Here is a 23167-nt window from a genome sequence, read left to right on the forward strand (position 1 = left end):
CTTACGCGGACAGCGCAGGGCGGTTGTCGAGCTGCCGGATTTCGGCGATGGTCTGGTAGAGATCCAAATGCTGGCGGGCGCATTCGTCCGACCCGATGGGCCGCCGGATTCCGGCCCGCATACGATCCCAAAGTGTTGCGTCCGTGAGCGCTTCGACCATGCGGTCGATGAGGTCCTCGGACGAGCCGACACGAAAGTGAAGACCGTTGACCCCGTCCGTGATCTTCTCCGCCACGCCACCGATATTGCTGCAGATCATCGGGCGGCCGTGAAAGAAGGATTCCTGGATCACGATCGGAGAGTTCTCCCACCAGATCGATGGGATGATGGTCCAGTCGATGGAGCGCATCAGGCGCGGCATCTCGCCGTTCTGATAGGCCCCGTAGAAACGGACGCGGGATCCGGCGCGCTCGATCAGTCTTTCCACCTTGTCCTGGAACGGCTTGGGCTGTCGCTCCAGGTTGCCGCCGAAGATCATGAGCTGCGCGTCGTCGCCCCAGACCGCGTCCGGGATGCGCGATACCGCATCCAGCAGCACATCGACGCCCTTGAAGGCCGTGATCTGGCCGAAATAGGCGAAGCGCGACCTTCGTCCCCCCGGCGCCAAGGGTCGCGGGGCGGCCGGCTCGACGATGTCGAGGCCGTTCTCGATAACCGTGAACTTCGCCCGCTCGAGTCCCCACTCGACATAGCGGTCGACCAGAAAATGGCTCGGCGAGATGAAGTGATCGGCCACCTCCAGCATCCCGCGCACGAAATGCTCCCGGCGAAGGAAGCGGGCCGGGGAAATCTCCGGGAAGCAGGCGTTGCAATCGGCAGGCGAGGCCTGCTTGCACAGGGCCGCGTTTCGCGTTTTCACCATCTGGCCGTGGTGATGGCAGATGGACAGATACTCGTGGAAGGTCACGACGATGATCGTGTCGGGCAGCGCTCGCCGCACCGCATAGAGGCATTCGAGCCCCAGGCCGATGAAATGGTGGAAATGGATGACGTCGGGCTTCAATTCCCGGACGACGCGCAGGAAATCGCGCTCGACTTCCTCCGTATTGTGGTTGGACAGCAGGAAATGGTCGTAATCGTCCGCGTGGTAGAGGATCTCGCCTTCCTTCTGGCGCAGGCTCAGGAGCGCGGTCTCGCCGTGCCGCACCACGGGGTGGCCCACCCGGGCGAGAAACCGTGACGTTACGTCCTCGATCTCATTGAGGCCCTTGTGCAGGTTGTAGGAGGCGATCTCGGCTCCCCCGAGGGACAGGCTCGGGTGGCCGTGGGAAACGACTAGGACCCGGAAGGGACGTTTGCTCATTCTGCACCTCGCATATTGGCAATGAGAAGCAACCAGCGCCGGTCGAAGCTCCACCGGTCCACCCGCTGGGTCAGGCGTTGCCAGGGCAGCCCGGAACCCGTGGCGGAGCCGTCCGCCGAGACCATTTCGACATCCGGAAGCCAGACGGAGGGCGTCCCCGCGAGCTTGAGCTTCAGGCAGAGGTCGCGGCCCTTCTCCTTCGCGCTCACGTAGGAGCGGCTGAACCCACCGATCTTCTCGAACGCGCCTCGAGACAGGATGCAGCAGGACGCGGAGCCGGCGATCACCTCGGCGGGTTCGGCCCCCTGGATCACGTCCCGCGGGTAGCCGAGGAACTGGTCCATGAGCTGCCGCTTGTCCGGATCGAGCCTCGTTCCCGCGAAGCAGATCGAGTTGTCCTCGAACACAATCGTAGGGCTGACCAGAGCCTTGCCGCTTCGTCCCCGGTAAGCCTGTTCGAGAAGCGAGAACCATCCCTTCTGGCGGGGCAGGACGCCCGCCGACAGGAACAGGAAGGCGTCGAGCTGTCCCGCGCGGGTCGTCGCGGCCTCCAGGCCATCGCAGGAATCCTGTGCGCCCTCGCAAGCGACAAGCCGGACCGCCAGCCCATAGAACCCGGCCATCCGCTGGACCTCGGCGGCGATCCTGCCGAAGGTCTCCAAGGGCGCGGACACGATGATCGGCAGCGCGCAGGTATCGGGATCAAGGGCGAGCAGCGACAGGGTTATGAGAATTTCCTCCGCGTCGCTGCCTCCCCCGACGATGAGGCCGGTGCCGCTCGCGGTCTCGTCGAACCCGAAATCCCGAACGTCCACCACGCTCGGGCGTGGGTGGTCTCCCCCTTGAATCATCGGGCCGATATGGGTCTCGATCGCCATCGTGGCGGCGGCCGAGCGCGGATCGAGAGCCGCCATCACCCGGTCCAAGGCCCTGCGGGACGGCGTGAGGGTCGGCTTCAATGGGTAGAAGGTCGCACCGTCCTCGCCCAGGGACAGTTCGAAGTAGACCGGCCCGCCCGCACTGACCAAGCCTGGGACGAACGCGAGGAAGCCATGGTCGTGCCGCTGCGGGTCCAAGAGGCCCATGAAGGCATGGTCATGCTGGAACGACGTGGTGACGTCCGTGCGCGGAAGACGGGTCCAAGTCCTGTCGACCACCCCCGATTGCCCGCCCGCATGGAGGGTCACGGAGGCGACCAGCCGCCCTGGGTCCAGCATCCAGCCGCCGACCAGCATGCCGCCGGAGGGGAGCTCCAGCACCATGTCCATGCCGATCCGAACGGGTTTTCCGGAGGTCGACACGGTATCGCGGCCGTCGAAGCGTTCTCCGGCCCGGCGAAGCACCGTGATGGTGTCGGGCCCTGCGGCGGCTCGGGGCAGGACGTCCCTGATATGGGCCGGCACATCGGTGGGAACGAGGTGGACCCGGCGCTCGTAGACGTCCAGCGCATGCCAGCCGTCCTTCCCCCGGAAGAAGACCCGGTCGATCTTTCGGGGGTCGAGGGGCTTCTCACCGGATTGCAGGATGCCCGCGAAGCCATGCCCTGCCCCGCCGAGATCCTGGCGCTCGACCCGCGCGCTGCGGAAGTCTGCGGCCACGATCCCGTCATGGGCGATCAGGAGCCGCGTCTTGTCGGCCGGAAGTTCGTTGCACCACCCCTGCAGGAACACGTCGCCGGTGTCGAGGGCGCCCATGACTTCGATGAAGCCGTCGTCCCGGGCGGCGGCGGTCAGGACCGCCAGCGCGGCCGCCAGCCGCTTGGGGCTCGGCTTGCCCGATATGAGCGCCTGGGCGACGCCGTCGGCGACCTGGGGAAAACCGGCGGCGGCGTCCTGCGACAGGATGGTCATGAGGCTCGGAAGCGGCAGCGCCCGTCGCACGAGGGTGTAGCGCGCCGGATAACCCTTCCGACGCATGACGATGGACCGGACGCGCACCCGGCCGACGACCTTCACGGGCACGATAGCCACGAATCCCAGCCTGGCTTCGGCGGGAGCGTCAGGCCGGGGCCACGTCACGACCCCGGCTTTCATGGATAGAGCCGGGTCGCCGTTGAGGAGTACCGGAACGATGTCCGGCATCGCGTCCGTGACCCCACTGACCAGGAGGAGGTCCTCCCCGATGGGAGACGCGATCGCGGTCTCGCCGTCCGTCGGAAGCCCGAGCTGGTCGAGGGCCAGGGCGACGCCGGCCAGGAGTTCGCTGCGGGAGGGGGCCATATCCGGGTCACGTGGGGTAGCAGGCCGTGCTGATAGGGTCATGAGCCGTCCTAGCGAAGCGCGATCGCGAGAGTGGAGACGGCGCTGGCGGCCGATATGACCGTGAGCGCCACGATGAGGCCGACGGCGCGGCGCATGGGCCGGTCGGCGGTCTTGGTCAGGTCCTTGATCCGGTCGTCGAAGCCCGCGATCATCCGGTCGAACCGCATCAGGAAAACTTCGATATCGGCGATGCGTTGGGCCAGTTCGCCCTGCCCGGCCCGGGTCACGTCGAGGGCGGCGCCGATGCCATCCTCCTTGGACGACATTTTCTCCACCTGTTCGGCGGTCCCCCGCATCAACTCCGCGGCCTCGCGCAGGATGAACTGCGAACGGCGCTGGGCCGCGATGAGTACCTCGAGCTGGTCCATGACCCGGCTGAGCGGGGCGTTGATGGCGGCTTCCGTCACGCGCTCGTTCTGGCTCGGCACGGGCAGCACGACCTCTTCGCCGGTCGAACGCGACACCGCGACGACCTCCAGCCCCTCCGGCTCCGCGGCGGCCGCTTCGGGCAGTTCGACCTCGAAGGCATATCCGCCGTCGCCGATCCCGTTGCGCCTCAGGTCGATGCGCGGCCTGTCGGCCGTGGTGGACGAGATCGTCCTGCCGCGGAAGAGGACACGAACGAGAAGACGCTCCTGGGGCTGGGTCCGGTCCCAAACCCATCCGTAGAGCCTTCGTCCGTCGACGGCATCGAGTCGCCCTTGGATGTCGGGCCCGGCAACCGGAGCGGCCACGGGAATTTTGTTTTCAGCCGTGCTCATGCGGCGCTCGCTTGCGATTGCGGGGTTCCGGCGAGTTCGCCGTAAAGGGCGAGATGCCTTTCAGCCACCTCCTCGATCGATGGAGGCGGCTTGATACAGGAGACCAGACGGTCCCAGAGTCCGGGCGTGTCGGCCGCGACCCTCATCGTCCGGGCCAACGCCATCGGATCGTCGGGGCGGACGTGCAAGCCGTCGACCCCGTCGCGCACGGCTTCAGCCATCCCGCCGATCCCGCTGACGATCACGGGCCGGCGATGATGGAAGGCCTCCTGGATGACAAGGGGCGCATTCTCCCACCAGATGGAGGGAACCACCACCCAATCCACCATGGTCATGAGGCTGGGAATATCGCGGGGTTTATAGGCGCCGAGGCGAACGACGTTCGGGGCGGTCTCCTGCGCCAGTGCGTCGATCTCGCTCAAGAAGCTCTCGGCCTGGAAGGGCGCGCCCCCATGAATGCGCAATTCGAAACCATCCAGTTCCTCGGCGATGAGCCTCCGGCTCGCTTGAAGCAGCACGGACGCGCCCTTCCAGGGATTGAGATTGCCGAAATAGCCGAAAACCGCGCGGCGGCCGTCGTGGGACGTACGATGCGGCGCAACCTCTGCCTTGGGCCGGCCATTGGGCTGAACCTCGATCCTGGCGGGCGACAGCCCCCATTCGATGAAGCGCTGCCGGATGAAGGCGCTGGGTGCGATGAACCGGTCGACCTGGGCGAACAGAGTCTTGAGGTGGGTCTCCCGAAGCAGGAAGCGATCCGCCGACAACTCCGGAAAGCACGACTGGCACCGGTTGGGAGAGGACCTATCGCAGCGTTCGCGCCCTTTGGTGCGCATCATCAGCCCGTCATGCGCGCAGATGGCGTAGTAATCGTGGAGGGTCATGACGATCCGGGCATCCGGGAGGATGCGTCGTACGAGGGCGATGAACTCCGCTCCCATCAGCAGGACATGATGGATGTGGACGACCTCGGGCCGGAACTCTTCCAAGAGGCTGACCAGATGGGGCACGACACCGAAGGTGTCGATCTGGCTGAGATAGAAGGCGTCGAAATGCCCGCACCAGAGCACGACCTCGTCGGGCGCGTCTCCGACCGCCTGGAAACTCGTTCCGGGCCTCGGTTCGCGATGGACGCGGTTTGTGGCCGCGAGGAAGAGAGCGTCCGTGTCCGGCCGCGTCCGATAGACGCGGAAAAGATCGTGGGCGAAGATCTCGGTTCCGCCGGGATGCAGGTCGGGGTGGTTGTGGGCGACGACCAGGACCCGCATGTCAAGCCGCTTTCCCAGGCCTGCCGGCGACGACGATGTCTTGGTAGTGAGTGCTCTCGGTTCCGCGCCAGTGGCCGAGCCCGATGCTCAGCGTCTCCAGGCCGGCCTTCTCGACGGCACCGTCCACGATCAGGGGATCGAAGCCGATCGCGCCCAGCGGAGCCGAGGGATCCCCGTACCAGGTTCCCTCGTCCTTGCCGGCCGTGAACTTCGGCCGCGCGCCGGCCCGCTCGAGATCCTCGGGCAAGACCAGGAAGGCCGTCATGAAAAGGCGCCCGCCGGGTGCCAGAAGTCGTGCGGCTTCCCGGGCGTATGCGTCGATCTCCTTCGGCGGAAGATGAGTCGCCACGGACACCATCGCGATGAAGTCGAAGCTGGCGTCGGCAAACGGCAGCACCACATCTTGGCCCGCAAGAGATCCGCCCGGATTATACAACTCGTGCGCCAAGTCGATCTGGCAGAAGCGGAAGTGAGGGTAGACGGGCGTGATGTTCTGCGTGCACCACGTGATCCCCTCCTTGACGGGATCGACGCCCTCGTAGCGGCCGCTCATGGGATCGAGATACTGCGTGAGGGGAACGGCCATGCGGCCGATGCCGCAGCCGATGTCGAGGACGCGGTCGGAAGGACGCAATCCACCGATCCTGACGAAGTGCCCCAGATACTCGGCCCCGATGGCGCGGTAGTCCCCGTCCCCGACGAAGACGTTTTCCGGATCCGGCGCGGGCAGGAAGCGGTTGCCTTCGATGGATCGCATCAGCCAGGAGAGCCGCTGGTTCTCGTCCTGCGGCAACGAAGCCTCTTGGGATGCATTCTTGATGCCGGCCTGCGCGTTCATGCAGCTTTGCTCCTCGGCCGGCCCGCGCGGACCTGCCCTTTCATGATGTCGGTAATGAGCGTTCCCCAACGGGCGCCATGGAGTGCGCAATTGTACTGCCAAGCGATGCCGCGCATGTAATCGGCGTTCTGGGCCATGGATTTGCGCTCGAGGTGGTAGAGTTCCACATCCGGCACGTAGAGGATCCGGCGCTCCAGGCTGACGGCCTTCAGGCAAAGGTCGCTGTCTTCGTAGTCGCCGATGACGTAATCCTCGGTGAACCCATTCACCCGCTCGAACAACGACCGCGGCATGACGAGGCATGCACCGGTCACGGCCGGCACAAGACGCTCCTGCGTCGCGGGGGCATAGTGGCGCGGCATTCCCTTGAAGTAGTGATGGTTCAGCCAGCGGCCCTGATGGTCACGCTCGAAGTACATGCCCGCGTGCTGCAACGACCCGTCCTCGAACAGCAGCTTCGGCCCGACGATCCCGATCCGTCGGCGGGCGTCGAGCTTGGAGGCCAGTCCGTCGAGCCAGCCCGGGGCGGTCGGAATGATGTCCGAGTTGACGAGAGCCAGCACGTCGCCCTTCGCGAACGCCGCGCCCGTGTTGCAGGCATGGGCGTACCCTGCATTGCGGGCCATCACCACGAGTGTGACGGGCAATCCGTAGATGAGATGGAGGCCCCTCAGGATCTGCTCGACCTCGGTCGCCTGATCGGGAGAGTCGAGCACGTAGATCAATTCGGCCGAGCGCCGGAACGACGGGTCCGTGGCGAAGGATGCGATCTGGAATCGCAGGAAGTCGAGAACCTTGTAGAGCGGAATGACCACGGACATCCTGGGCCGACTCGACGGTGTCCCGATCGCGATGAGCCGAGGGGCCGGCCGCTGGGCTCCGGCCCGGGCGTGCAGATTCGCCACCACGGGCGCGATGACGTCCGCAAGCAGCCTTTCGTCGACGAACTGGGGCGGAACCGCCCGGAGCGCCTGCGCGCGGGCCTCAACGGGGTCGGCTGGCTGACGCCTCGGCACGAGAGGGTGGTAGGCACCCGATTTCATGAGCAGCCGGAAGCGCGGTTGAAGCAGGGGCACGCCTGACGGCCGGTCCGCCGGAGACAGCGCCACGAAGCCGGAGGCGGCGAATGGCGGGCGGTCAGCCGCATGCACGGTCAAAGGGTAGCGATGAAGAGCGGGCGTGAGTTCGCGCATCGCCCCATCCGCACCGGCGGCGGCCAATCCGGATGTCAGCTGGGAGGGGTCGTGCACCCACCCCGCCACCAATGTTCCGGCCTCTGTCGCGAGGGCGCATGTCACCTCGGCGGACAGGCCGGAAGCGCCTCCCGAGACACGTTGCGGGTCGAGGGGTGCCGAAATCTGGATTTCGATGGCGGCCGAACGCCCGGCTTCGGACTGTGCGGCGATCTCGGCCAGGAGATGCTCACGCAAGCCCGGCGCGCCCTTGGCGTGCTCCCTCAGCCATTGGGCGAGCGGGTGAACGGCCGCCTGAGCCGGCTGCACCGCCCGGACGCGAAGCCCGCTTTGACCGGCGAAAGCGAGGAAAGCGTCCTTGCCCGTAGCCAAGGGGGAAGGCGCCAGGCAATGGAAGACGTCGGACGAGCCCTGCCGGCCCCGCATGCGATGGGGGCGCGAGCGGATGCGGGCCATGCCGCTGGACGACACCAGATAGACTTGATCGTCCGCGGCGCCAGGTTTGTCCAGCACCGCCCGCAGCACGACCGCGTCTTCGGGCGCACGTGCAACGACCGACGCCATGGGGGTGTCCGATGCGAGCGCCCGCAGCAGGGCGCGAACGGTCCGGTTGTAGACGGGATCGCGCTGGAGCTTGAAGAGATTGCTCCAAACGCCCACGAGGGCGGATAGCAGGGCTGCTTGCCCGGGAGCTGTCGTATCGCTCAGAAGCGAGAATGGAGAAGCAGCATCGAGGTCTCCGCTCGCGCGAAGATGGATGCCGCTGGTGAGGCCCTTCGGCCCCGTGGACAGGGTCAGGGACAGACCGGCAACGTGGCGGCGCAGAACCCAAACAAGTCGCGTTCCGCCATTGACGAGAGGAAGCTTGAGGGACGCTGTCGGCGCAACGGCCGTCCCGTTATCCGCCGCGAGCGAGGGTAAGAGCAAGCCGGGCATGGCGACATCCCAGACGACAAGAACCACGCCCTGGCCTAGGAGCGCGGCCCGTGGTCCATCCTGATGATCCACGTCGTGTTCGGTCTCGATTGCGTCAAGCAGCGCCATGCGATGCGTAAGCCCCGTTGGGACGGGGCCGTCGCGGAGAGCGACGGCCCCGGATCATTGTCAATGGACGGTGAAGTAATCGCCCGGATTGGTCTGGACGTCGTCGGCGTCCACATTGACGAGCGTGATCGTGTCGCCGTTGCCCAGGTCCACGAGCGTATTGTCGCCCACTTGATGCAGGCGGCCCGCCAAATCGTCGGCCGACTGGATGTCCGTGCCGTTGATGCCCTTCGAGATCTGCAGGATATCCTCGCCGACCTTGAAGTCGAGAACGACATCGTTGCCGCCGCCGCCGGAGAACGCGAACACGTCCTTGCCAAGGCCACCCGAGAGGATGTCGTCCCCGGCACCACCCTGAAGGATGTCGTCGCCCGAGCCGCCGCGCAGGATGTCGTCGCCGGCACCGCCCTGAAGCAGGTCATCGCCGGACTCGCCATCGAGGATGTCGTTCCCGTCGCCGCCCTGGAGGATGTCGTTGCCGTTGCCGCCGCGCAGGTAGTCGTCGCCCGCGTTGCCCTGGAGTATGTCGGCGTCGTTGCCGCCGAAGATGATGTCGTCGCCGGCGCCGCCCTGAAGCAGGTCGGCTCCGGCGCCGCCGAAGAGAATGTCGTTGCCCGCGCCGCCGAAGAGCACATCGTTCCCATCGCCGCCGAACAGAATGTCGTCGCCGGCTTCGCCGAAGATCGCGTCGTTGCCGCCGCCGCCGAACACAAAATCATCGCCGCCGTGGCCGAAGATGACGTCCGGGGAACGCGTGCCGAGCAGAACGTCGTCGTATGCGCCGCCCTCTAGAGTTGCCATACCTGTCTCCTTGGAGTCTGGCCGTGCGGAACCGATCCGCCGGTGTTTTGGTCTGACTGGTTGTACGGCCAGGCTGTGAGTAGATTTCAGTTCCGAGAGACCTGAATCAGTATTTAATGCCTACCGCAACGCAACACTGCAGGAACATTTATAGGTTGTAAAGCGCAATCCATCAATAAAATCATCCTTAAGGATAGTTTTCTGAAGCAGTTGTACTTGGTACAATACGCTATATTTAAATTTATATTTTGTATCTATATTAATATGAAATTCGAAACATGTTTTATGTAGTATTTTTAGATCCTTCAAAATTAAAAAGGCCCCGGCAGCGGGGCTGTCGGGGCAAGGTGGGGGAACGATGAGCGGTTGCGCTCAGTGAGCCTTCACTCCTCGCGGAAGGATCGATTGAAGCTCTCGGTGATGGGCGACAGGAGGTAGTCGATCGCCCTGCGCGGTTTATTGATGATCAGAACCTCGGCTGACATCCCCGGATACAACCTGACGTCGGGATTGGCTGCCAGACTTTCGGGAGAGATCGATGCGCGGGCGATGTAGAATGCGGAATCGTTTCGCTCGTCGATCTGCTGATCGGCTGAGAGGTAGGTCACCTCGCCGGTCAGAGGATGCGTACTGCGGTTATTGTAGGCCGTGAGGCGCACTTGGACCGGAGCACCGGTGCGCACCGAGTCGATGTCGCGCAAACCGACCTTCGCCTCCACGATCAACGGCTCATGCTCCGGCACGATGTCGAGGATCGCCTGCCCGGCCCCGATGACGCCGCCTGGAGTTCGGGTCCGGATGTCGGTGATGACGCCGTTCTGGGGCGAGACCACGATCACGCGCTTGAGGACGTCGCCCGCGGCGCTGATCCTCTCCATGGTGTCTGCCAGCTCGAGCTGGCTTGTCTGAAGGTCGGACGCTACCTGCTGCTGGAAGTCGTTTCCGAGCGACAGAATTTCCAGCTCAGCCGCGCTCCTGGCTTGCTCTGCCTTGGCCTTGCGCCCGACGAGTTCGGCAGCCCGCCCGACCAGTTCGCTCTCCCGTGTCTGAAGCTCGGTGAGCCGGGGACGCGGCGCATAGCCTTTCTCGACAAGGCCGGAGACAGCGGAAATCTCGCGGGCCAGAAGATCGGCCTGTCGCGTATTGGCCTCCGTCTGTGCCTTGATGGCGGTCAACTCGGCGTTCTGCTGCTCGACGGTCTTCTGCTGGATCTCAACCCGCCGCCTGAACATCTCCCGCCTGGCCTGGAAGACATTCCGTTCAGCCGTGACCACCGCGGACGCGATCGGGCTCGGTGATTCATCGAGAGTTGCGGGGAAATCCAACTCCGTCAGGCCACCCTGCTCTGCGCGGAGCCGAACGAGCCGGGCTTCCAGTCCGAGTCGCCTGGCCCGTAATTGCTCCAGCTCCGATTTGGCCCGCGTTCCGTCCAGTTGAAGGAGCGGCTGACCAACCCGGACGACGTCACCCTCCTGAACCAGCAGCTTTTCGAGAATCCCGCCCTCGAGATGACTTACCGTCTTTCGCTTGGAATCGACGATGACCGTCGCGTTGGCGATGGCCGCGCTGTCGAGATGGGCCGCGAAGGCCCAGCCCGCCAGTCCGCCCACGCCGCCGATGATCGCCACGAGGCCGGCGATGACGGGCATGCGGAGCGAGGGGCCCTTCGGCTCCTCCGCCTCGAAGCGCTCGACCCAGTTCCGGTTGTCGTCCGGCCTTGACGGGATGACGGACCGAGACGCCTGAGCCACGATCTCAGCTTTGGCCATGACGAACCTTTCTCCGGCTCGCGTCCGCTTCCGTCACCATCGCGCCTCCGTCCTTGCGATCGAGATTGATGACGTCGGCGCGTGGCCCGAACTGGCTGATGCGGCCGTCCTGAAGCACCAGGAGCTTGTCTGCGACTTGCATGATGGATGGGCGATGAGCGATGAGGATGACGATCGTCCCATCGGCGCGCAGCGCATCGATGGCCCGGATCAGCGCGCGTTCTCCTTCGGTGTCGAGATTGGCGTTCGGCTCATCGAGCACCACGAGACGGGGCTTGCCGTAGATCGCGCGCGCCAGGGCGAGACGCTGCCTTTGGCCTCCGGACAGCAGATAGCCGCTGTCCCCCATCCGCGTGTCGTAGCCCAGCGGCAGGCGCCCGATCATGTCGTGCACGTCCGCCTGCCGGGCCGCCTCGATGACCAGCCGGGGGTCGGCCTCTCGCATGCGGGCGATATTCTCCCGGATCGTTCCGTCCAGGAGCGAAATGGACTGGGGCAGGTAACCGATCATGTCGCCGAACGAGCCCCGCTCCCAGAGGAACACGTTGTGACCGTCGAGGTAGATGCCGCCCGCCGTCGGTTTGAGCACGCCCACCAGCAAGCGCGCGAGGGTCGACTTCCCCGCGGCCGAGGGGCCTACGACTCCCAGCACATCGCCTGGCGAGAGCGTGAAGGAAATTCCCTTGAGGATCGGTACATCCATTCCAGGCGCCGCATAGACCAACCGGTCGACCGTGAGGTCTCCGCTCGTGCGCGGAGTGGGCGTGGTGTCCCGTTTCGGAGTTTCGTTCTCCAGAAGGCTGCAAACCCTCTTCCAGGCAGCGTGGGCGAGCACCCATTGTCGCCAACCGTCCACCATCGAGTCGAACGGCAGCAGCAGCCGACCCATGATGATACTGGAGGCCACCATGGTGCCGGGGCTCACCTCCTGCCGGATCACCAGGACGGCCCCCACCGACAGCACCACAATCTGCATCATGTAACGGCACGTTCGTGTAATGGAGGACATCATCCGTCCACGGCGGGCCGCAATGTCCGTGAGATCCAGAGCGCGGATCTGTCCGCCGCGCCAACGGCGGGCCAGGGCGGGGAGCATGCCCATGGCCTCGATGGCTTCCGCATGCCGGAGCGTGGCGCTGACATCCGCGATGCCGCTGATCGATGCCTCGCTGGCGGCCTTCAGCGTGTGGCGGGTTAGAAAATCCGAGCAGAGGCTGAGCACGAAGAGGATGACGGCCGAGGCCAGGGCAACCAGACCGTAAAGGGGGTGCAGGGCGAAGAGAACCGCCAGGAAGATCGGACACCAGATCGCCTCGAGCGGGACGCTGATGGAATTGCCGGTCAGGAAGCTGCGGATGTCGTTCAGATCCCGAACCGCCTGACCGGCCCGGGCGGCGCCCTGCTGAAGGGAGGCCGCGACCGCCGCCTGAAGAACGGGCAGGTTCAACTTGCGCAGGAGAACGCTTCCCATCACCTGGAAAGTGAGCGCGCGGACATAATCCAGGATCCCGAAGAGAATGAGCCCAAGGCCGGCCACGACGATCAGCATGACGAGCGTATCGATGCTCTGGCTGTTCACCACCCGATCATGAACTTGCAGCATGAAGAGCGGAACGGTCAGCTGAAGAATATTGATCACCGCGCTGAGCAGCCCGGCATAGAGGAGGCCCAACCAGAAGGCCTTGCGGGCGTTCCGAATAATGTCTGCAGCTCGAACGGTGCTCATTCGAGAAGCCCCTTTTTGAACAAAATGCAAGCATAGTCGGCAATCGAAAGGCAAATCGACCGCACTGAGGTAGGAATTTGTCCGGATCTATTTAGCGCTCGACAAATCACGTTACTAGCATATGTTAATTTTCTCGATTGTCACCCTAGAATAGATCAATGCGGTGATAATCAATAACAAAATATAGAAGACATTATCTTTGGGAAACGCCTCGGAAATAGTTCGAATTTCGAACCAATCACTCGAGACGTGGCAGGTACAGAATGGAACATAAGTCTATCGACGAGCTTACCGCTCTGGTACAGATCTCGGCTGCGAACTTTCCCTCTTACTCACAGTCCGGTTCGCAGCCCGTCCCGGCTGCGGCGGCAGTTCATAAGGATGCCCCCAAGGAGCCCATGGAAACGGTTGAAGACACCACTTCCGTTGCACATCTCGACCTGGTGCGTTTGGTCGAGCGTGTCCACCGCCGTTATCTCGATCTCTTCCGCCTGGATCTCGGCCGGCTCGGCGTCGACGATCTGAGTCCGTCGCAGGTCCTGATGCTATTCACGATCGGCAATGATGAATTGTCGGTTCGCGACCTTATCGACCGAGGCTATTACCTCGGCTCCAATGCGTCGTATAACCTGAAGCGGCTCGTCGAGACCGGCTATGTGGACCGCAATGCCTCGGAGCGCGACAGACGCTCCGCCCGCATCCGGCTCTCGGACAAGGGTCGCAAGCTCTGCGAAGATGTGCGCAAGCTCGATGAGTCCTACCAGCGCCTCGTCGCACGGACCTCGCAGGAGGCCCGGGAACTCGAGATCGCCTTCAAGACTTTGAGGCGCCTGGAGCAGGCCTGGACGAGTACCCTCCGCTACGGCGAGACCCAGCCCCTCTGACGGACAACACCTTCTTTCCGGCTGATGCAACCCTATAATAGGCTGCACCCGGTGTCGCCTTGTGAGCTTCAGGACAATTCTTATGGCACGTTTTCTGGTTACAGGTGGGGCCGGCTATGTCGGAAGCCATACAGTTCTCGCACTCCATGAGCGCGGCGACGACGTCGTAGTGGTGGACGACCTCAGCATGGGTCACCGGGGCGCGGTGCCGAAGGGAGTCGAACTTGTTGTCGAGGATTTGGGAAATCAATCCCGACTTCGCGAAATCTTCGCCGGTTGGACGTTCGACGGCGTCCTGCATTTCGCCGCGCGCTCCCTGGTCGGCGAGAGCATGCGCGAGCCGCTCCACTATCTTGCCGAGAACGTCAACAACACCCTGCGAGTCGCCGAGGCGGCGATCAAGTCGGACTGCAAGCGCTTCGTTCTTTCCTCCACCGCCGCCTTGTTCGGGATGCCTGATCGTATTCCCATCGACGAGGAATCGCTCCTGTCGCCGATTTCGCCCTATGGCGAATCCAAGCTCATGGCTGAGAAGGGCCTAGAATGGGCCGGGAAGATCCATGGCCTCCACTGGACGGCCTTACGCTACTTCAACGCCGCCGGCGCCGACCCGGAGGGGCGGCTGGGCGAAGATCACACGCCTGAAACCCATCTTATCCCCCTCGCGATCAATGCGGCTCTCGGCTTGGGACCAGAGCTGACGGTGTTTGGCGACACTTACGAGACGCCTGACGGCACCGCCGTACGGGACTATGTGCACGTCACCGATCTGGCGGATGCTCATCTGCGCGTCCTCGACCGTCTCGCGTTGGGTCAGGGCGGACGCTATAATGTCGGGAATGGAACGGGCTATTCGGTCTTGGACGTGATCAAGGCCGTGGAGCGTGTGTCGGGCCGAAAGGTCCCCCACAAGATCGGGCCGCAGCGTCCCGGCGACCCACCTGTTCTTCTTGCATCGAACGAGCGACTGATCAGGGACACAGGCTGGAAACCCCGCTTCGACAAGCTTGAAGCGATCGTCGAAACCGCATGGCGATGGCGCTCCGCCCACCCCGCCGGCTTCGAGACTGCAGCTCCTCTGCCAATTGCAAGCTGAACCCTTGCATCGCCCCCCATGGCAAGGCCCCTTTCGGGGCCTTGTCGCATTCCTCGGGTCGCGCGCCGACTATCGACTCAATGCGATCCGTTTGAGGAATTGCGCCGGCTTCAACCCGTTGGCCTCCAGAAAGCCTACATAGCGGGCCGCGGCCTCGGCTCTATGCCGATCATAGGTGTCCGGGTCGAAAGCGATCAGCTTGTTGAGCCGCGAACGGGTCAGTGGCATCGTCAACTCGCCCGCATCGACATAGGGTACGCCGGTATTCTCACAGAGCTCCCGTGTTCGGGAGTCGATGGTGATCGTCAAACCCATACGAGCGGCCTGAAGCCCAAGGGCCACGCCATGATAGCGGCATCCGACCGTCAGGTCATGCTGGCGAAGGACATCCATCCAGGCCGGAACGTCGTAGTAGGAGCGGACGTAATTGCGGCACCAGTTCCTGAACTCTTCGGCCGTATAGTGCGGGACCGTATGCTTGTGGATCTCGGCTAGGGCCTTGGCGTCGCTCTCATCGAAGATCCCGCGCGAGATCTTGATCATCTCGCCCATGGACTGCACGATGTACTGGCCGGGCGCGACAGGATCCATCATCAGGCTGATGAGCTGGTGCTCGATCTCCCTTGTTTTCGCCCAGGCCTGATGTCCGGCCGCGACCGCGATCGCGCGCGGAAGTTCGCGCTGCTTCCAATTCGCGGCGATCTTCTGCCCGAGGCCCGGCTCCTGATTGATAAAATGGGATGGGCATCCTCCAGCCAGCGAGCCCGTGATACCGAGCTTGTCGAGTTGGCCACTCGTGTAGGCGCCACGCGTATAGATGTTCGATGAGGACGAGGAGGGATTGGAGGCTGCGATCACCCGCGCCCACCTCAATGTGCCCTCGCTCAGCTCGATGTCGTGATCGTAGCTGTTTGCTTGGGCGCCGAGCCCGATTGCCACGACCGGCAGGCCGGACTTGTGAAGATTCTCGGCCATCGACCCGTAATCCGTGTGATGCCCCAGTTGATTGGCACACGGGATCACGACGATATCGGCGTTCTTCTGGAGCGTTTCCGCCGTGACACTCCATCCGAAGAACTTTACGGGATTCGCGATCTGACTGGCGATGGCATACACAAAGGCCAAATTGCCGTTGTTGTGACCGATTCCGGTATAAAGCTCGTCGAACGACGCGTTGGCATAGAGTCCCAGTGAGGGTGATCGCCAAAGCACGGCCACGCGCGCTGGCGCGGAAGATGCTTTGGCCGGCCTGGTGGCGGCAGCCGGCTCAAGCAAAGCAACGTCCTGGGGCATCGATCCTGATCCTTGATGTCAAACCAAACGCGGCCACTTTCAGTTCAAGAGGCCAAGAGAACATCAAATTATGATCAACAATATTAGCCCGTCAACGATAATACTTCTCCGATGTTAGCGCTATAAAGCAACTATTGAACCAATAATTTACTCCGAAAATGTTTTCAATTTTCGTTTCTTTCCTTTTGAAGAGTCTTCCAGATCCCTTGAGCCGTAGCGACCACCCGACCGCTCACATGGATGCTACCGCTCATGAAGATCAGTGAGCGAGTCTTGCGCGTGATCCGCGTTTCAGCCTGCACGAACTCCCCGACATCCACGGCGGCGATGAAATGGGTGTCGAGCTGGATCGTCGCCTGCGGCGATCCAGCGTTGGCCTCCCAGGCCGACAAGCCTAGAGCTTGGTCCGCGAACGTCATCAGCATGCCGCCATGCAAGACGCCACGCCGATTGCAATGCATGGGGCGAACCACGAACCCGAGGATAAGCCCATCGTCTCCGCGTCGTTCCCAAATTGGACCGGCCATCTCGATGAACCCTGGCTCATCATTGCGTTGAACCCAGCCGTCGAGAGAGGGATCGAAGAGGGGTGCGTCGTCCATCGAGGTCTCGCCCGCTCGCCTGTTATGTTCTCTGGGTCTCGGATTGCAGCCGCGCCAGATCGGCATCGCTCATTCCAAGCTCACGCTGCAAAACCTCCTGCGTGTGCTCCCCCAGTCGTGGCGGCGCCTCGGGCATCCGCACGGGTGTTCCCATGAGACGCAGGGGTGACGTCGTCAAACGCACATGCCCATGCTTGGCATCGGACACATCCGATACCAAGCCGCGCTCGGCGATCTCGGGCGCGTTGAAAACCTCTGGCACCGATCTCACCTGCCCGGCCGGTACCCCTGCCCGCTTGAGACGCGCGATCCAGTCGAGGGTGGTGCGCGACCGGAAGTGCTTCGCAAGATGCGGGATCAACGTCTCACGGTTCATGACGCGCTCGCGGTTCTTCTGGTATCTCTCGTCGTCAGCCAATTCCAGGTCTTCGAGCACTTGAACACATAGGGCGCGGAATTGCTGATCGTTGCCCACTGCAAGCGCGAGAACGCCGTCAGCGGTGTCGAAGAGCTGATAAGGCACGACTGTCGCGTGAGCATTGCCGTAGCGCTTCGGCGGGGACTGGGTCTGCAGGTAACCGGAGCCGACATTGGCGAGCAGTGCCACGGCGGAGTCGAACAACGACGCGTCGATGAGCTGTCCCTCTCCCGTCTTTTCCCGCGCGATCAACGCGGCCAGGATGGACTGGACGGAGTTCATGCCTGTGATGATGTCGGTAATCGCGACACCGTGTTTCATCGGCGTGCCGTCCGGCTCACCTGTGATCGCCATTAGGCCGCTCTCGGCTTGGATGGCGAAATCGTAGCCAGCTTCGTCTGCGCGGGATCCTGTTCGCCCGTAGCCGGAAATCGAGCAATAAATCAAGCGCGGATTGAGTTCACGAAGCTGCTCATAATCAAGCCCGAAGCGGGACAGCGTTCCCCGGCGATAGTTCTCGACGAGCACGTCCGCCTTCGCGGCCAACTCCCGCACGGCCTTCTGGCCTTCCGGTCGGCGAAGGTCTACCGCCACGGACAGCTTGGAACGGTTGCAGCACATGAAATACGTGGACTCGCCATCGATCTCGGGTGGCCGCCAGCTCCGCGTATCGTCGCCTCGGGTCGGCTCCTCGATCTTCCACACTTCGGCGCCGAGGTCCGCAAGGGTCTGCGTGCACCAGGGACCGGCGAGAACGCGTGAAAGGTCGAGGACCTTGATTCCATCGAGAGGGTGCATGGGTTTACTCGGCCGCCATCATGTGAAGCCCTGGCCCAAGGTGCGCGGCGCCGTCGATCTGAATGAGTTGCCCCGTCATCAGGGCGCCCGCCGGACTCGCCAGATAGGCCACGAGTTCGGCGACCTCTTCCACGGATGTCGGCCGTCGCATGGGCGTGGCGGCTACCAGCCGCTCCAGCATGGGCCGCGCGGCCTCCCCCGCCAGTCCGTCCGTCACGACGGTTCCAGGGCCAAGGCAGTTCAGGCGGATGCCGTCCTGCGCCCATTCGAGAGCCAAGGAACGCGTGAGGCCGAGAACCCCCGCGCGGGCGGCGATGGAATGCGACAGGCCCATGGAGCCGCGGTCGACGCCCGACAAGGATATGCTGACCACCGAGCCGCGGCTGGCCTTGAGGTACGGATAAGCCGCCTTGGTGACCGTGAAGATCGACGAGAGATTGAGGTCGATGACGGAATCCCAGCCGCGCCGTGAGATTCCAGTCGCCGGTGAAAAGAATTGTCCGCCCGCATTGTTCACGAGAAGGTCGATCCCATTGGCATCGCCCTGCTCTTTGATCAGCGCCTCGATCGCATCCACCTCGCGAACATTGCAGGCCTTATGGTTGAATGTGCCGGTCATTCCGGACACCAGGGACGCCGTTTCTTCGAGCATCTCCGTGCGCCGGCCCGTTCCGAACACGGTCATGCCCAGTTCCACCAAGCGTACCGCGATGGCACGACCGATGCCCGAACCGGCTCCGGTGATGAAGGCGGATCGACCGGCGAACAGGCCCTTCCGCAACACGGACACTTGTTTGGGGTCGAATTCAGGCTCACTCATGCGGGCGTCTCCAGGTTCTTCAGGTCGTTGTGGCGGCGTTGGCCGCCGACTTGCGGTGCGGGAGAGCGCGAGATGCGCTCGCCGTCGAACAGCGCCGGATAAGCCGGAATGTTCTCGCCGGACGGGAGGCTTCGGCTGACTGCCCCGGGTCGAACGGCCCTGATCATCTCCACCGCCTCTCCCGGCTCCCGCACGATTCCGGCTGGGATCTGCAGATCCCGCATGACGTCCAGTACATCCTTGCGGTCTCGCGGTTCGGTCCAGGCCGATACCAATGCGTCGAATTCGGCCGCGCGGGCGATGCGCTCACTGAGGGTCAGCATTTCGCCACCGACGACGTCACGGAGCTTCGACCAGTAGGAGTCGAGCCCGCCATAGATGTAGACGTGGCCGTCCCGGCATCGATAGATGTTGGACGGCGCCGAGGCGCGGTCACGATTGCCCGTTGGGGGGACAAGCTTGCCGCCCTCCGATACCATGAGCGCAGCGGGCCCCAGGAGCATCGCGGAGGCGACCTCCATCATCGTGATGTCGATGATCGTCCCGCCGACGCGGTCTTGGTCGGCCAGAGCCATGGCGGTTGACAGCCCCGCATACATCCCGGAGAAAAAATCAGTGGGCCAGCTCGTCGAGATGCGCGGGCTTCCGTCTTCGGCCCCGTTCAGCCACGCGAAACCGCTCTCGCATTGCGCGATGGTATCCATGCAGGTGCGGTCATCATCCTGGCCGTAGCCGGACACGAGCGTTGCGATCAGGTGGGGAAACCGTTGGCGGATAGAGGCGGCATCAAGGCCGAGACGACGAAGACCGCCTGGCGCCAGGTTGCACACCATGGCGTCAGCATCGGCGAGGAGCGCGAACAGCTTGTCCCGGTCTTCCTCGCTACGCGTATCGACGACGACGCTCTCCTTGGAGGTGTTGAACGAACGGGCATAGACGCTTCCGAATTCGGTCCCCGGCAGACCTCGCGAGCCATCACCGGATGGGGCTTCGATCTTGATGACATCGGCACCGAAATCGGCAAGCAGCTGCGCTGCCGTCGGGCCCGCGATGAACTGCGACAGCTCGATCACGCGCTTCCCCCGCAGGGGCTGTGGCAGGGGCATGGCCTACTCCGTGATGACACGCTTCGCCTTATGGACGGTTCGCGGCAGGGTACCGGCCGGCAAGGCTTCGACCACGAAACGCACCTGGAGGGCTTCGCGAAGCTTGTGGGAGAGTCTCTCGCCGAGATCGTCAGGCGCACCTTCGGCCCGCTCGACGCGAAGCTTGACACCGGTCAAGAACCCGGACTTTGGATCCTTCACGGAATCGTCGATGACGATGACATACTCGTTCGTCGTGCCGGGGAAGGCGCGGACGATATCCTCGACGGCGGACGGGAACAGGTTGACGCCACGCACGATCAGCATGTCGTCGGCACGGCCCATGACTCCGCCGACGAGCCGCGCATGAGTTCGACCGTCCGGAGCGGGCGTGCGGTCGCGGACCACGATGTCGCCGGTCCACCAGCGGACCAGCGGGCAGGCCTCCTTATCGAGATGGGTGAGGACGAGAACGCCTCTTTCCCCGTCCGCGACCGGCTCCTCGGTCGTCGGATCGAGAATCTCGACATAGATATAGTCTTCCGCGAGCTGGGGGCCGATCTGCAGCGCGGTCTCCCATCCGATGGGCTGGCATTCGAGGGCGCCGTAGCAGTCGAACATCTTGGCGCCCCAGAGCCGCTCGAGGCGCTCGCGGGTGCCTGGAATGCTCGCGCCAGGCTCACCGCCGACGCAGACCATCTTGACGCTCGACCCGGCTAGGTCGAAGCCCATTTCCTCCGCGGCCTCGGCCACATGCGCCATGAAGGAAGGCGTGCCCATGACTGCTTTGGTGCCGTACTGGCGGATCGTCTCGAGCTGGCGCTTGGTATCGACGGCACCGCCCGGTATCACGAGAGCTCCGAGTCTCTGTGCAGCGAGCGTTGCGCCCAGGCCACCCACGAACCACGAGTAGTTGAACATGCACTGAAAGACGTCGGAGGCGCGAAGGCCTTGAGCGTACATATAGCGGGCATAGATGTCGGCCCAGCGGTCGATGTCCCTTTGGGTCCAGAGAACCGGCGACGGCTGGCCTGTCGTGCCGGAGGAGAAGTGAACCCGAACGGCCTCGGTGGTGCTGACGGCGCTGAAAGTGCCGAAGGGGGGATCCCGGTCGAGCCCCTTGACATAGTCCGACTTGCGGGTCAGGGGCAGCTTACGGATGTCATCGAAGCTCTTGAAGTCTCCGGCCGCGAATCCGGCGTCCTGGAAGACCTTCTTGTAATGGGCGCTTTTGTCCTGCACACGCTCGAGCTGGCGGCGGAGCGCGGCGAGCTGGTGATCCTCGATCTTATCCCTCGACCAGGTCTCAACCTCGTCCCAGATTTCCCCGGAAAAAGGGCGTTGCTTGGCTTGCATCACGTGGCTGCTCCTTGAGTATTCCCCGCATCGCGTAATCGGCAAGCGTCTTCGCGATGACCATGATATCGTCGTGCTTCTGCAGGCGGCGCGGCGTGTACCAGACCGTGGCCCAGTTCAGCGCTCCGAAAAACGGCTTGGTGGCCAGGCGCGCGGGCAACTCGACGAAGTCGCCTTCCCTCACGCCTTGGTCGATGACTTCCGCGAAGATCTGCTCGTAATCGTCTCGCAGCCGGATGACCGACCGCAGCGTCTGGGCATGGCGCGAAGCGCCGGCGGCCAGCAGCTGCTTTTCGAGGCCCTGCACGGCCACTTTCTGGATCGGCAGCTCCATCAGGAGGATTTCCGTATGCCGCAGGGCCATTCTGCTCAATCGGTCCGATGCCCTGCCCGGCCCTTCCGCGATGGGCTCGATCTCGCGCGTCAGGCGCTCCATCGCGACCGTCTGGATGTCGAAATACAGGTCCGCCTTGCTCTTGTAATAGTGGTAAACCCGACCCTTGGTGGCCCCCATCCGCTCCGCGACGGCATCGATGCTGGTCGCCGTGAATCCGAGCTCCATGAAGAGTTCGGCGGCCGCTCGAATGATTTCTTCCCGTGCTTCGTTGCCGACGTCGAGGGGGATGGGGGCCTTCTTGTGCATCATGCGACCGATCGATTAGGGGTTGGGATGGAAACGTTGTTTCTAGCATCCTCAACCTCCTTGCGCACCGCCCTGGCCAAGACGAGACGCTGAATTTCGGAGGTTCCTTCGTAAATTTCCAAAATCCTCTGGTCGCGGTAGAGACGCTCGGCCACATTGGGCTTGCAATAGCCGTACCCGCCCCAGATCTGCACCGCTGCGTCGGCCGCGCGATGGGCGACCTCGGACGTATAGAGCTTGGCCATGGCGCCGAGATTGGCGACGTCCTCGCCGCTGTCGTAAGCCCGAGCGGCCTCGTAGACCATCATACGGGCGGCGGAGATTTCCGTCGCGATGTCGGCCAGCTTGAAGCCGATACCTTGGTTCTCGATAATGGGATGGCCGAAGGCTTGCCGCTCCACGGCGCGCCGGGACGCCTCGCGATAGGCCGCAAGCGCGATGCCCAGGGACTGAGCCGCCACCATGATGCGCCCGACGTTCAGCGTCTGGAATGCCAAGCGCAAGGCTCGGTTGACCTCACCCACCCTGGCGCTGTCAGGCACGACTACGTCGAGCTTGAGGTTCGACGTCTGAGTGCCACGAATCCCCATCTTGTCGGACAGTTCGTCGATAACGGCGCCGGGCTGTTCCTTGTCCACCATGAAGGCGGAGATGCCGCGGCCTCCAGCGCTCGGGTCCGTCTTGGCGAACACGACGTAGTAGCGGGAAGCGCCGCCGTTTCCGATCCAGTACTTTTCGCCTCGGATGCGCCAGCCGTCGCCCTCTCGAACGGCCGTCGCTTCGATTGCGGCGGCATCAGAGCCGGTCGAGCGCTCCGACAAGGCAAAGCTGGTGCCGGTGCCCTTGGCCATCTCGCCGAGATAGAAGGCCTTCTGATCTTCGCGGCCGGCCAGGAGGACAGGAAAGGCGCCGAGCTGAGCGGCGCACAGGATGGCGGCCGTCGAGCCGCATCCCGTCCCGACGGTCTCGACGACGGCAACAGTCGAACGCAGGCTGGCGCCCTGCCCACCATAAGCCTTGGGAATGAAGAGCCCGGCCAGATCGCTCTCCACGAGCTTGCGGACATTTTCCCAGGGATAGCGCTGATCCCTATCGAGTTCCTCCGCCAAGGGCTCGAAGTGTTCGGCGGTCAGGCTGGCCGCAAGAGCCTGCCAGCGCTGCGCGTCTTCGTCGAGGGCGGGTTGCCAGATCACGGCCATGGACGTCTT

19 protein-coding genes are annotated in these 23167 nt (G+C 63.6%); 2 read left to right on the forward strand and 17 right to left on the reverse strand.

From position 1 onward, the window contains the following. Position 1: 1 nt before the first annotated feature. The 9 genes from ILT42_RS10360 to ILT42_RS10400 form a co-directional block, all read right to left on the reverse strand. The gene (locus ILT42_RS10360) at positions 2 to 1303 is read right to left on the reverse strand and encodes a glycosyltransferase family 4 protein (protein WP_204215515.1); all 1302 of its coding nucleotides are present in this window, start codon (positions 1301 to 1303) and stop codon (positions 2 to 4) included. Beyond that, positions 1300 to 3522 carry a glycosyltransferase family 2 protein gene (locus tag ILT42_RS10365; RefSeq protein WP_204215516.1) on the reverse strand — a complete coding sequence of 741 codons (2223 nt, stop codon included), beginning with the start codon at positions 3520 to 3522 and terminating at the stop codon, positions 1300 to 1302. Before ILT42_RS10365 ends, ILT42_RS10360 begins: the two co-directional genes overlap by 4 nt. A 50-nt stretch (positions 3523 to 3572) precedes the next feature. Next, positions 3573 to 4325, reverse strand: coding sequence for a hypothetical protein (locus ILT42_RS10370; RefSeq protein ID WP_204215517.1), 753 nt, complete (start codon positions 4323 to 4325; stop codon positions 3573 to 3575). Continuing rightward, positions 4322 to 5593, reverse strand: a complete 1272-nt coding sequence (locus ILT42_RS10375) for a glycosyltransferase family 4 protein (RefSeq protein WP_204215518.1) — start codon at positions 5591 to 5593, stop codon at positions 4322 to 4324. The genes ILT42_RS10370 and ILT42_RS10375 overlap by 4 nt, the downstream gene beginning before the upstream one ends. A gap of 1 nt (position 5594) precedes the next feature. Further along, a complete protein-coding gene (locus tag ILT42_RS10380; RefSeq protein WP_204215519.1) occupies positions 5595 to 6431 on the reverse strand; it encodes a class I SAM-dependent methyltransferase in 837 nt (278 codons plus the stop codon). Then, positions 6428 to 8668: a glycosyltransferase gene (locus ILT42_RS10385; protein ID WP_204215520.1), complete on the reverse strand. Its 2241-nt coding sequence runs from the start codon at positions 8666 to 8668 to the stop codon at positions 6428 to 6430. The genes ILT42_RS10380 and ILT42_RS10385 overlap by 4 nt, the downstream gene beginning before the upstream one ends. Before the next feature lie 60 nt (positions 8669 to 8728). Beyond that, positions 8729 to 9469, reverse strand: a complete 741-nt coding sequence (locus tag ILT42_RS10390; RefSeq protein WP_204215521.1) for a calcium-binding protein — start codon at positions 9467 to 9469, stop codon at positions 8729 to 8731. A 383-nt stretch (positions 9470 to 9852) separates the two neighbouring features. Continuing rightward, entirely contained in the window at positions 9853 to 11238 is a 1386-nt protein-coding gene (locus ILT42_RS10395) for an HlyD family type I secretion periplasmic adaptor subunit (protein ID WP_204215522.1), read from the reverse strand. Further along, positions 11225 to 12964, reverse strand: a complete 1740-nt coding sequence (locus ILT42_RS10400) for a type I secretion system permease/ATPase (RefSeq protein WP_204215523.1) — start codon at positions 12962 to 12964, stop codon at positions 11225 to 11227. Before ILT42_RS10400 ends, ILT42_RS10395 begins: the two co-directional genes overlap by 14 nt. A gap of 398 nt (positions 12965 to 13362) precedes the next feature. Between ILT42_RS10400 and ILT42_RS10405 the strand changes: the two genes are divergently transcribed. Together ILT42_RS10405 and galE are read left to right on the forward strand one after the other, a co-directional pair. Next, positions 13363 to 13848 (forward strand): MarR family winged helix-turn-helix transcriptional regulator, encoded by a 486-nt coding sequence (locus tag ILT42_RS10405; protein ID WP_204215524.1) that lies wholly within the window; start codon positions 13363 to 13365, stop codon positions 13846 to 13848. Between the two features lie 82 nt (positions 13849 to 13930). Next, the gene (galE, locus tag ILT42_RS10410) at positions 13931 to 14944 is read left to right on the forward strand and encodes a UDP-glucose 4-epimerase GalE (RefSeq protein ID WP_204215525.1); all 1014 of its coding nucleotides are present in this window, start codon (positions 13931 to 13933) and stop codon (positions 14942 to 14944) included. 69 nt (positions 14945 to 15013) lie between these two features. Here galE and ILT42_RS10415 read toward each other — a convergent pair whose 3' ends face one another. The 8 genes from ILT42_RS10415 to ILT42_RS10450 all read right to left on the reverse strand — a co-directional run bounded on the left by ILT42_RS10415 (position 15014) and on the right by ILT42_RS10450 (position 23158). Continuing rightward, on the reverse strand, positions 15014 to 16237 hold the full coding sequence (locus ILT42_RS10415) for a polysaccharide pyruvyl transferase family protein (protein ID WP_204215526.1): 1224 nt from the start codon (positions 16235 to 16237) through the stop codon (positions 15014 to 15016). 164 nt (positions 16238 to 16401) lie between these two features. After that, the gene (locus tag ILT42_RS10420) at positions 16402 to 16839 is read right to left on the reverse strand and encodes a PaaI family thioesterase (RefSeq protein ID WP_204215527.1); all 438 of its coding nucleotides are present in this window, start codon (positions 16837 to 16839) and stop codon (positions 16402 to 16404) included. 22 nt (positions 16840 to 16861) lie between these two features. Next, the gene (locus ILT42_RS10425; protein WP_204215528.1) at positions 16862 to 18055 is read right to left on the reverse strand and encodes a CaiB/BaiF CoA transferase family protein; all 1194 of its coding nucleotides are present in this window, start codon (positions 18053 to 18055) and stop codon (positions 16862 to 16864) included. Between the two features lie 4 nt (positions 18056 to 18059). Beyond that, positions 18060 to 18875, reverse strand: a complete 816-nt coding sequence (locus tag ILT42_RS10430) for an SDR family NAD(P)-dependent oxidoreductase (RefSeq protein ID WP_204215529.1) — start codon at positions 18873 to 18875, stop codon at positions 18060 to 18062. Continuing rightward, positions 18872 to 19981 (reverse strand): CoA transferase, encoded by a 1110-nt coding sequence (locus ILT42_RS10435; protein WP_204215530.1) that lies wholly within the window; start codon positions 19979 to 19981, stop codon positions 18872 to 18874. The genes ILT42_RS10430 and ILT42_RS10435 overlap by 4 nt, the downstream gene beginning before the upstream one ends. 3 nt (positions 19982 to 19984) lie before the next feature. Then, positions 19985 to 21316 carry a phenylacetate--CoA ligase family protein gene (locus ILT42_RS10440; protein ID WP_229428592.1) on the reverse strand — a complete coding sequence of 444 codons (1332 nt, stop codon included), beginning with the start codon at positions 21314 to 21316 and terminating at the stop codon, positions 19985 to 19987. Continuing rightward, entirely contained in the window at positions 21267 to 21962 is a 696-nt protein-coding gene (locus tag ILT42_RS10445) for a TetR/AcrR family transcriptional regulator (RefSeq protein WP_204215532.1), read from the reverse strand. Before ILT42_RS10445 ends, ILT42_RS10440 begins: the two co-directional genes overlap by 50 nt. Further along, on the reverse strand, positions 21959 to 23158 hold the full coding sequence (locus tag ILT42_RS10450) for an acyl-CoA dehydrogenase family protein (protein ID WP_204215533.1): 1200 nt from the start codon (positions 23156 to 23158) through the stop codon (positions 21959 to 21961). Before ILT42_RS10450 ends, ILT42_RS10445 begins: the two co-directional genes overlap by 4 nt. Between the last annotated feature and the right edge of the window lie 9 nt (positions 23159 to 23167).

It is taken from the genome of Microvirga pudoricolor (assembly GCF_016892705.1).
Lineage (GTDB): Bacteria > Pseudomonadota > Alphaproteobacteria > Rhizobiales > Beijerinckiaceae > Microvirga > Microvirga pudoricolor.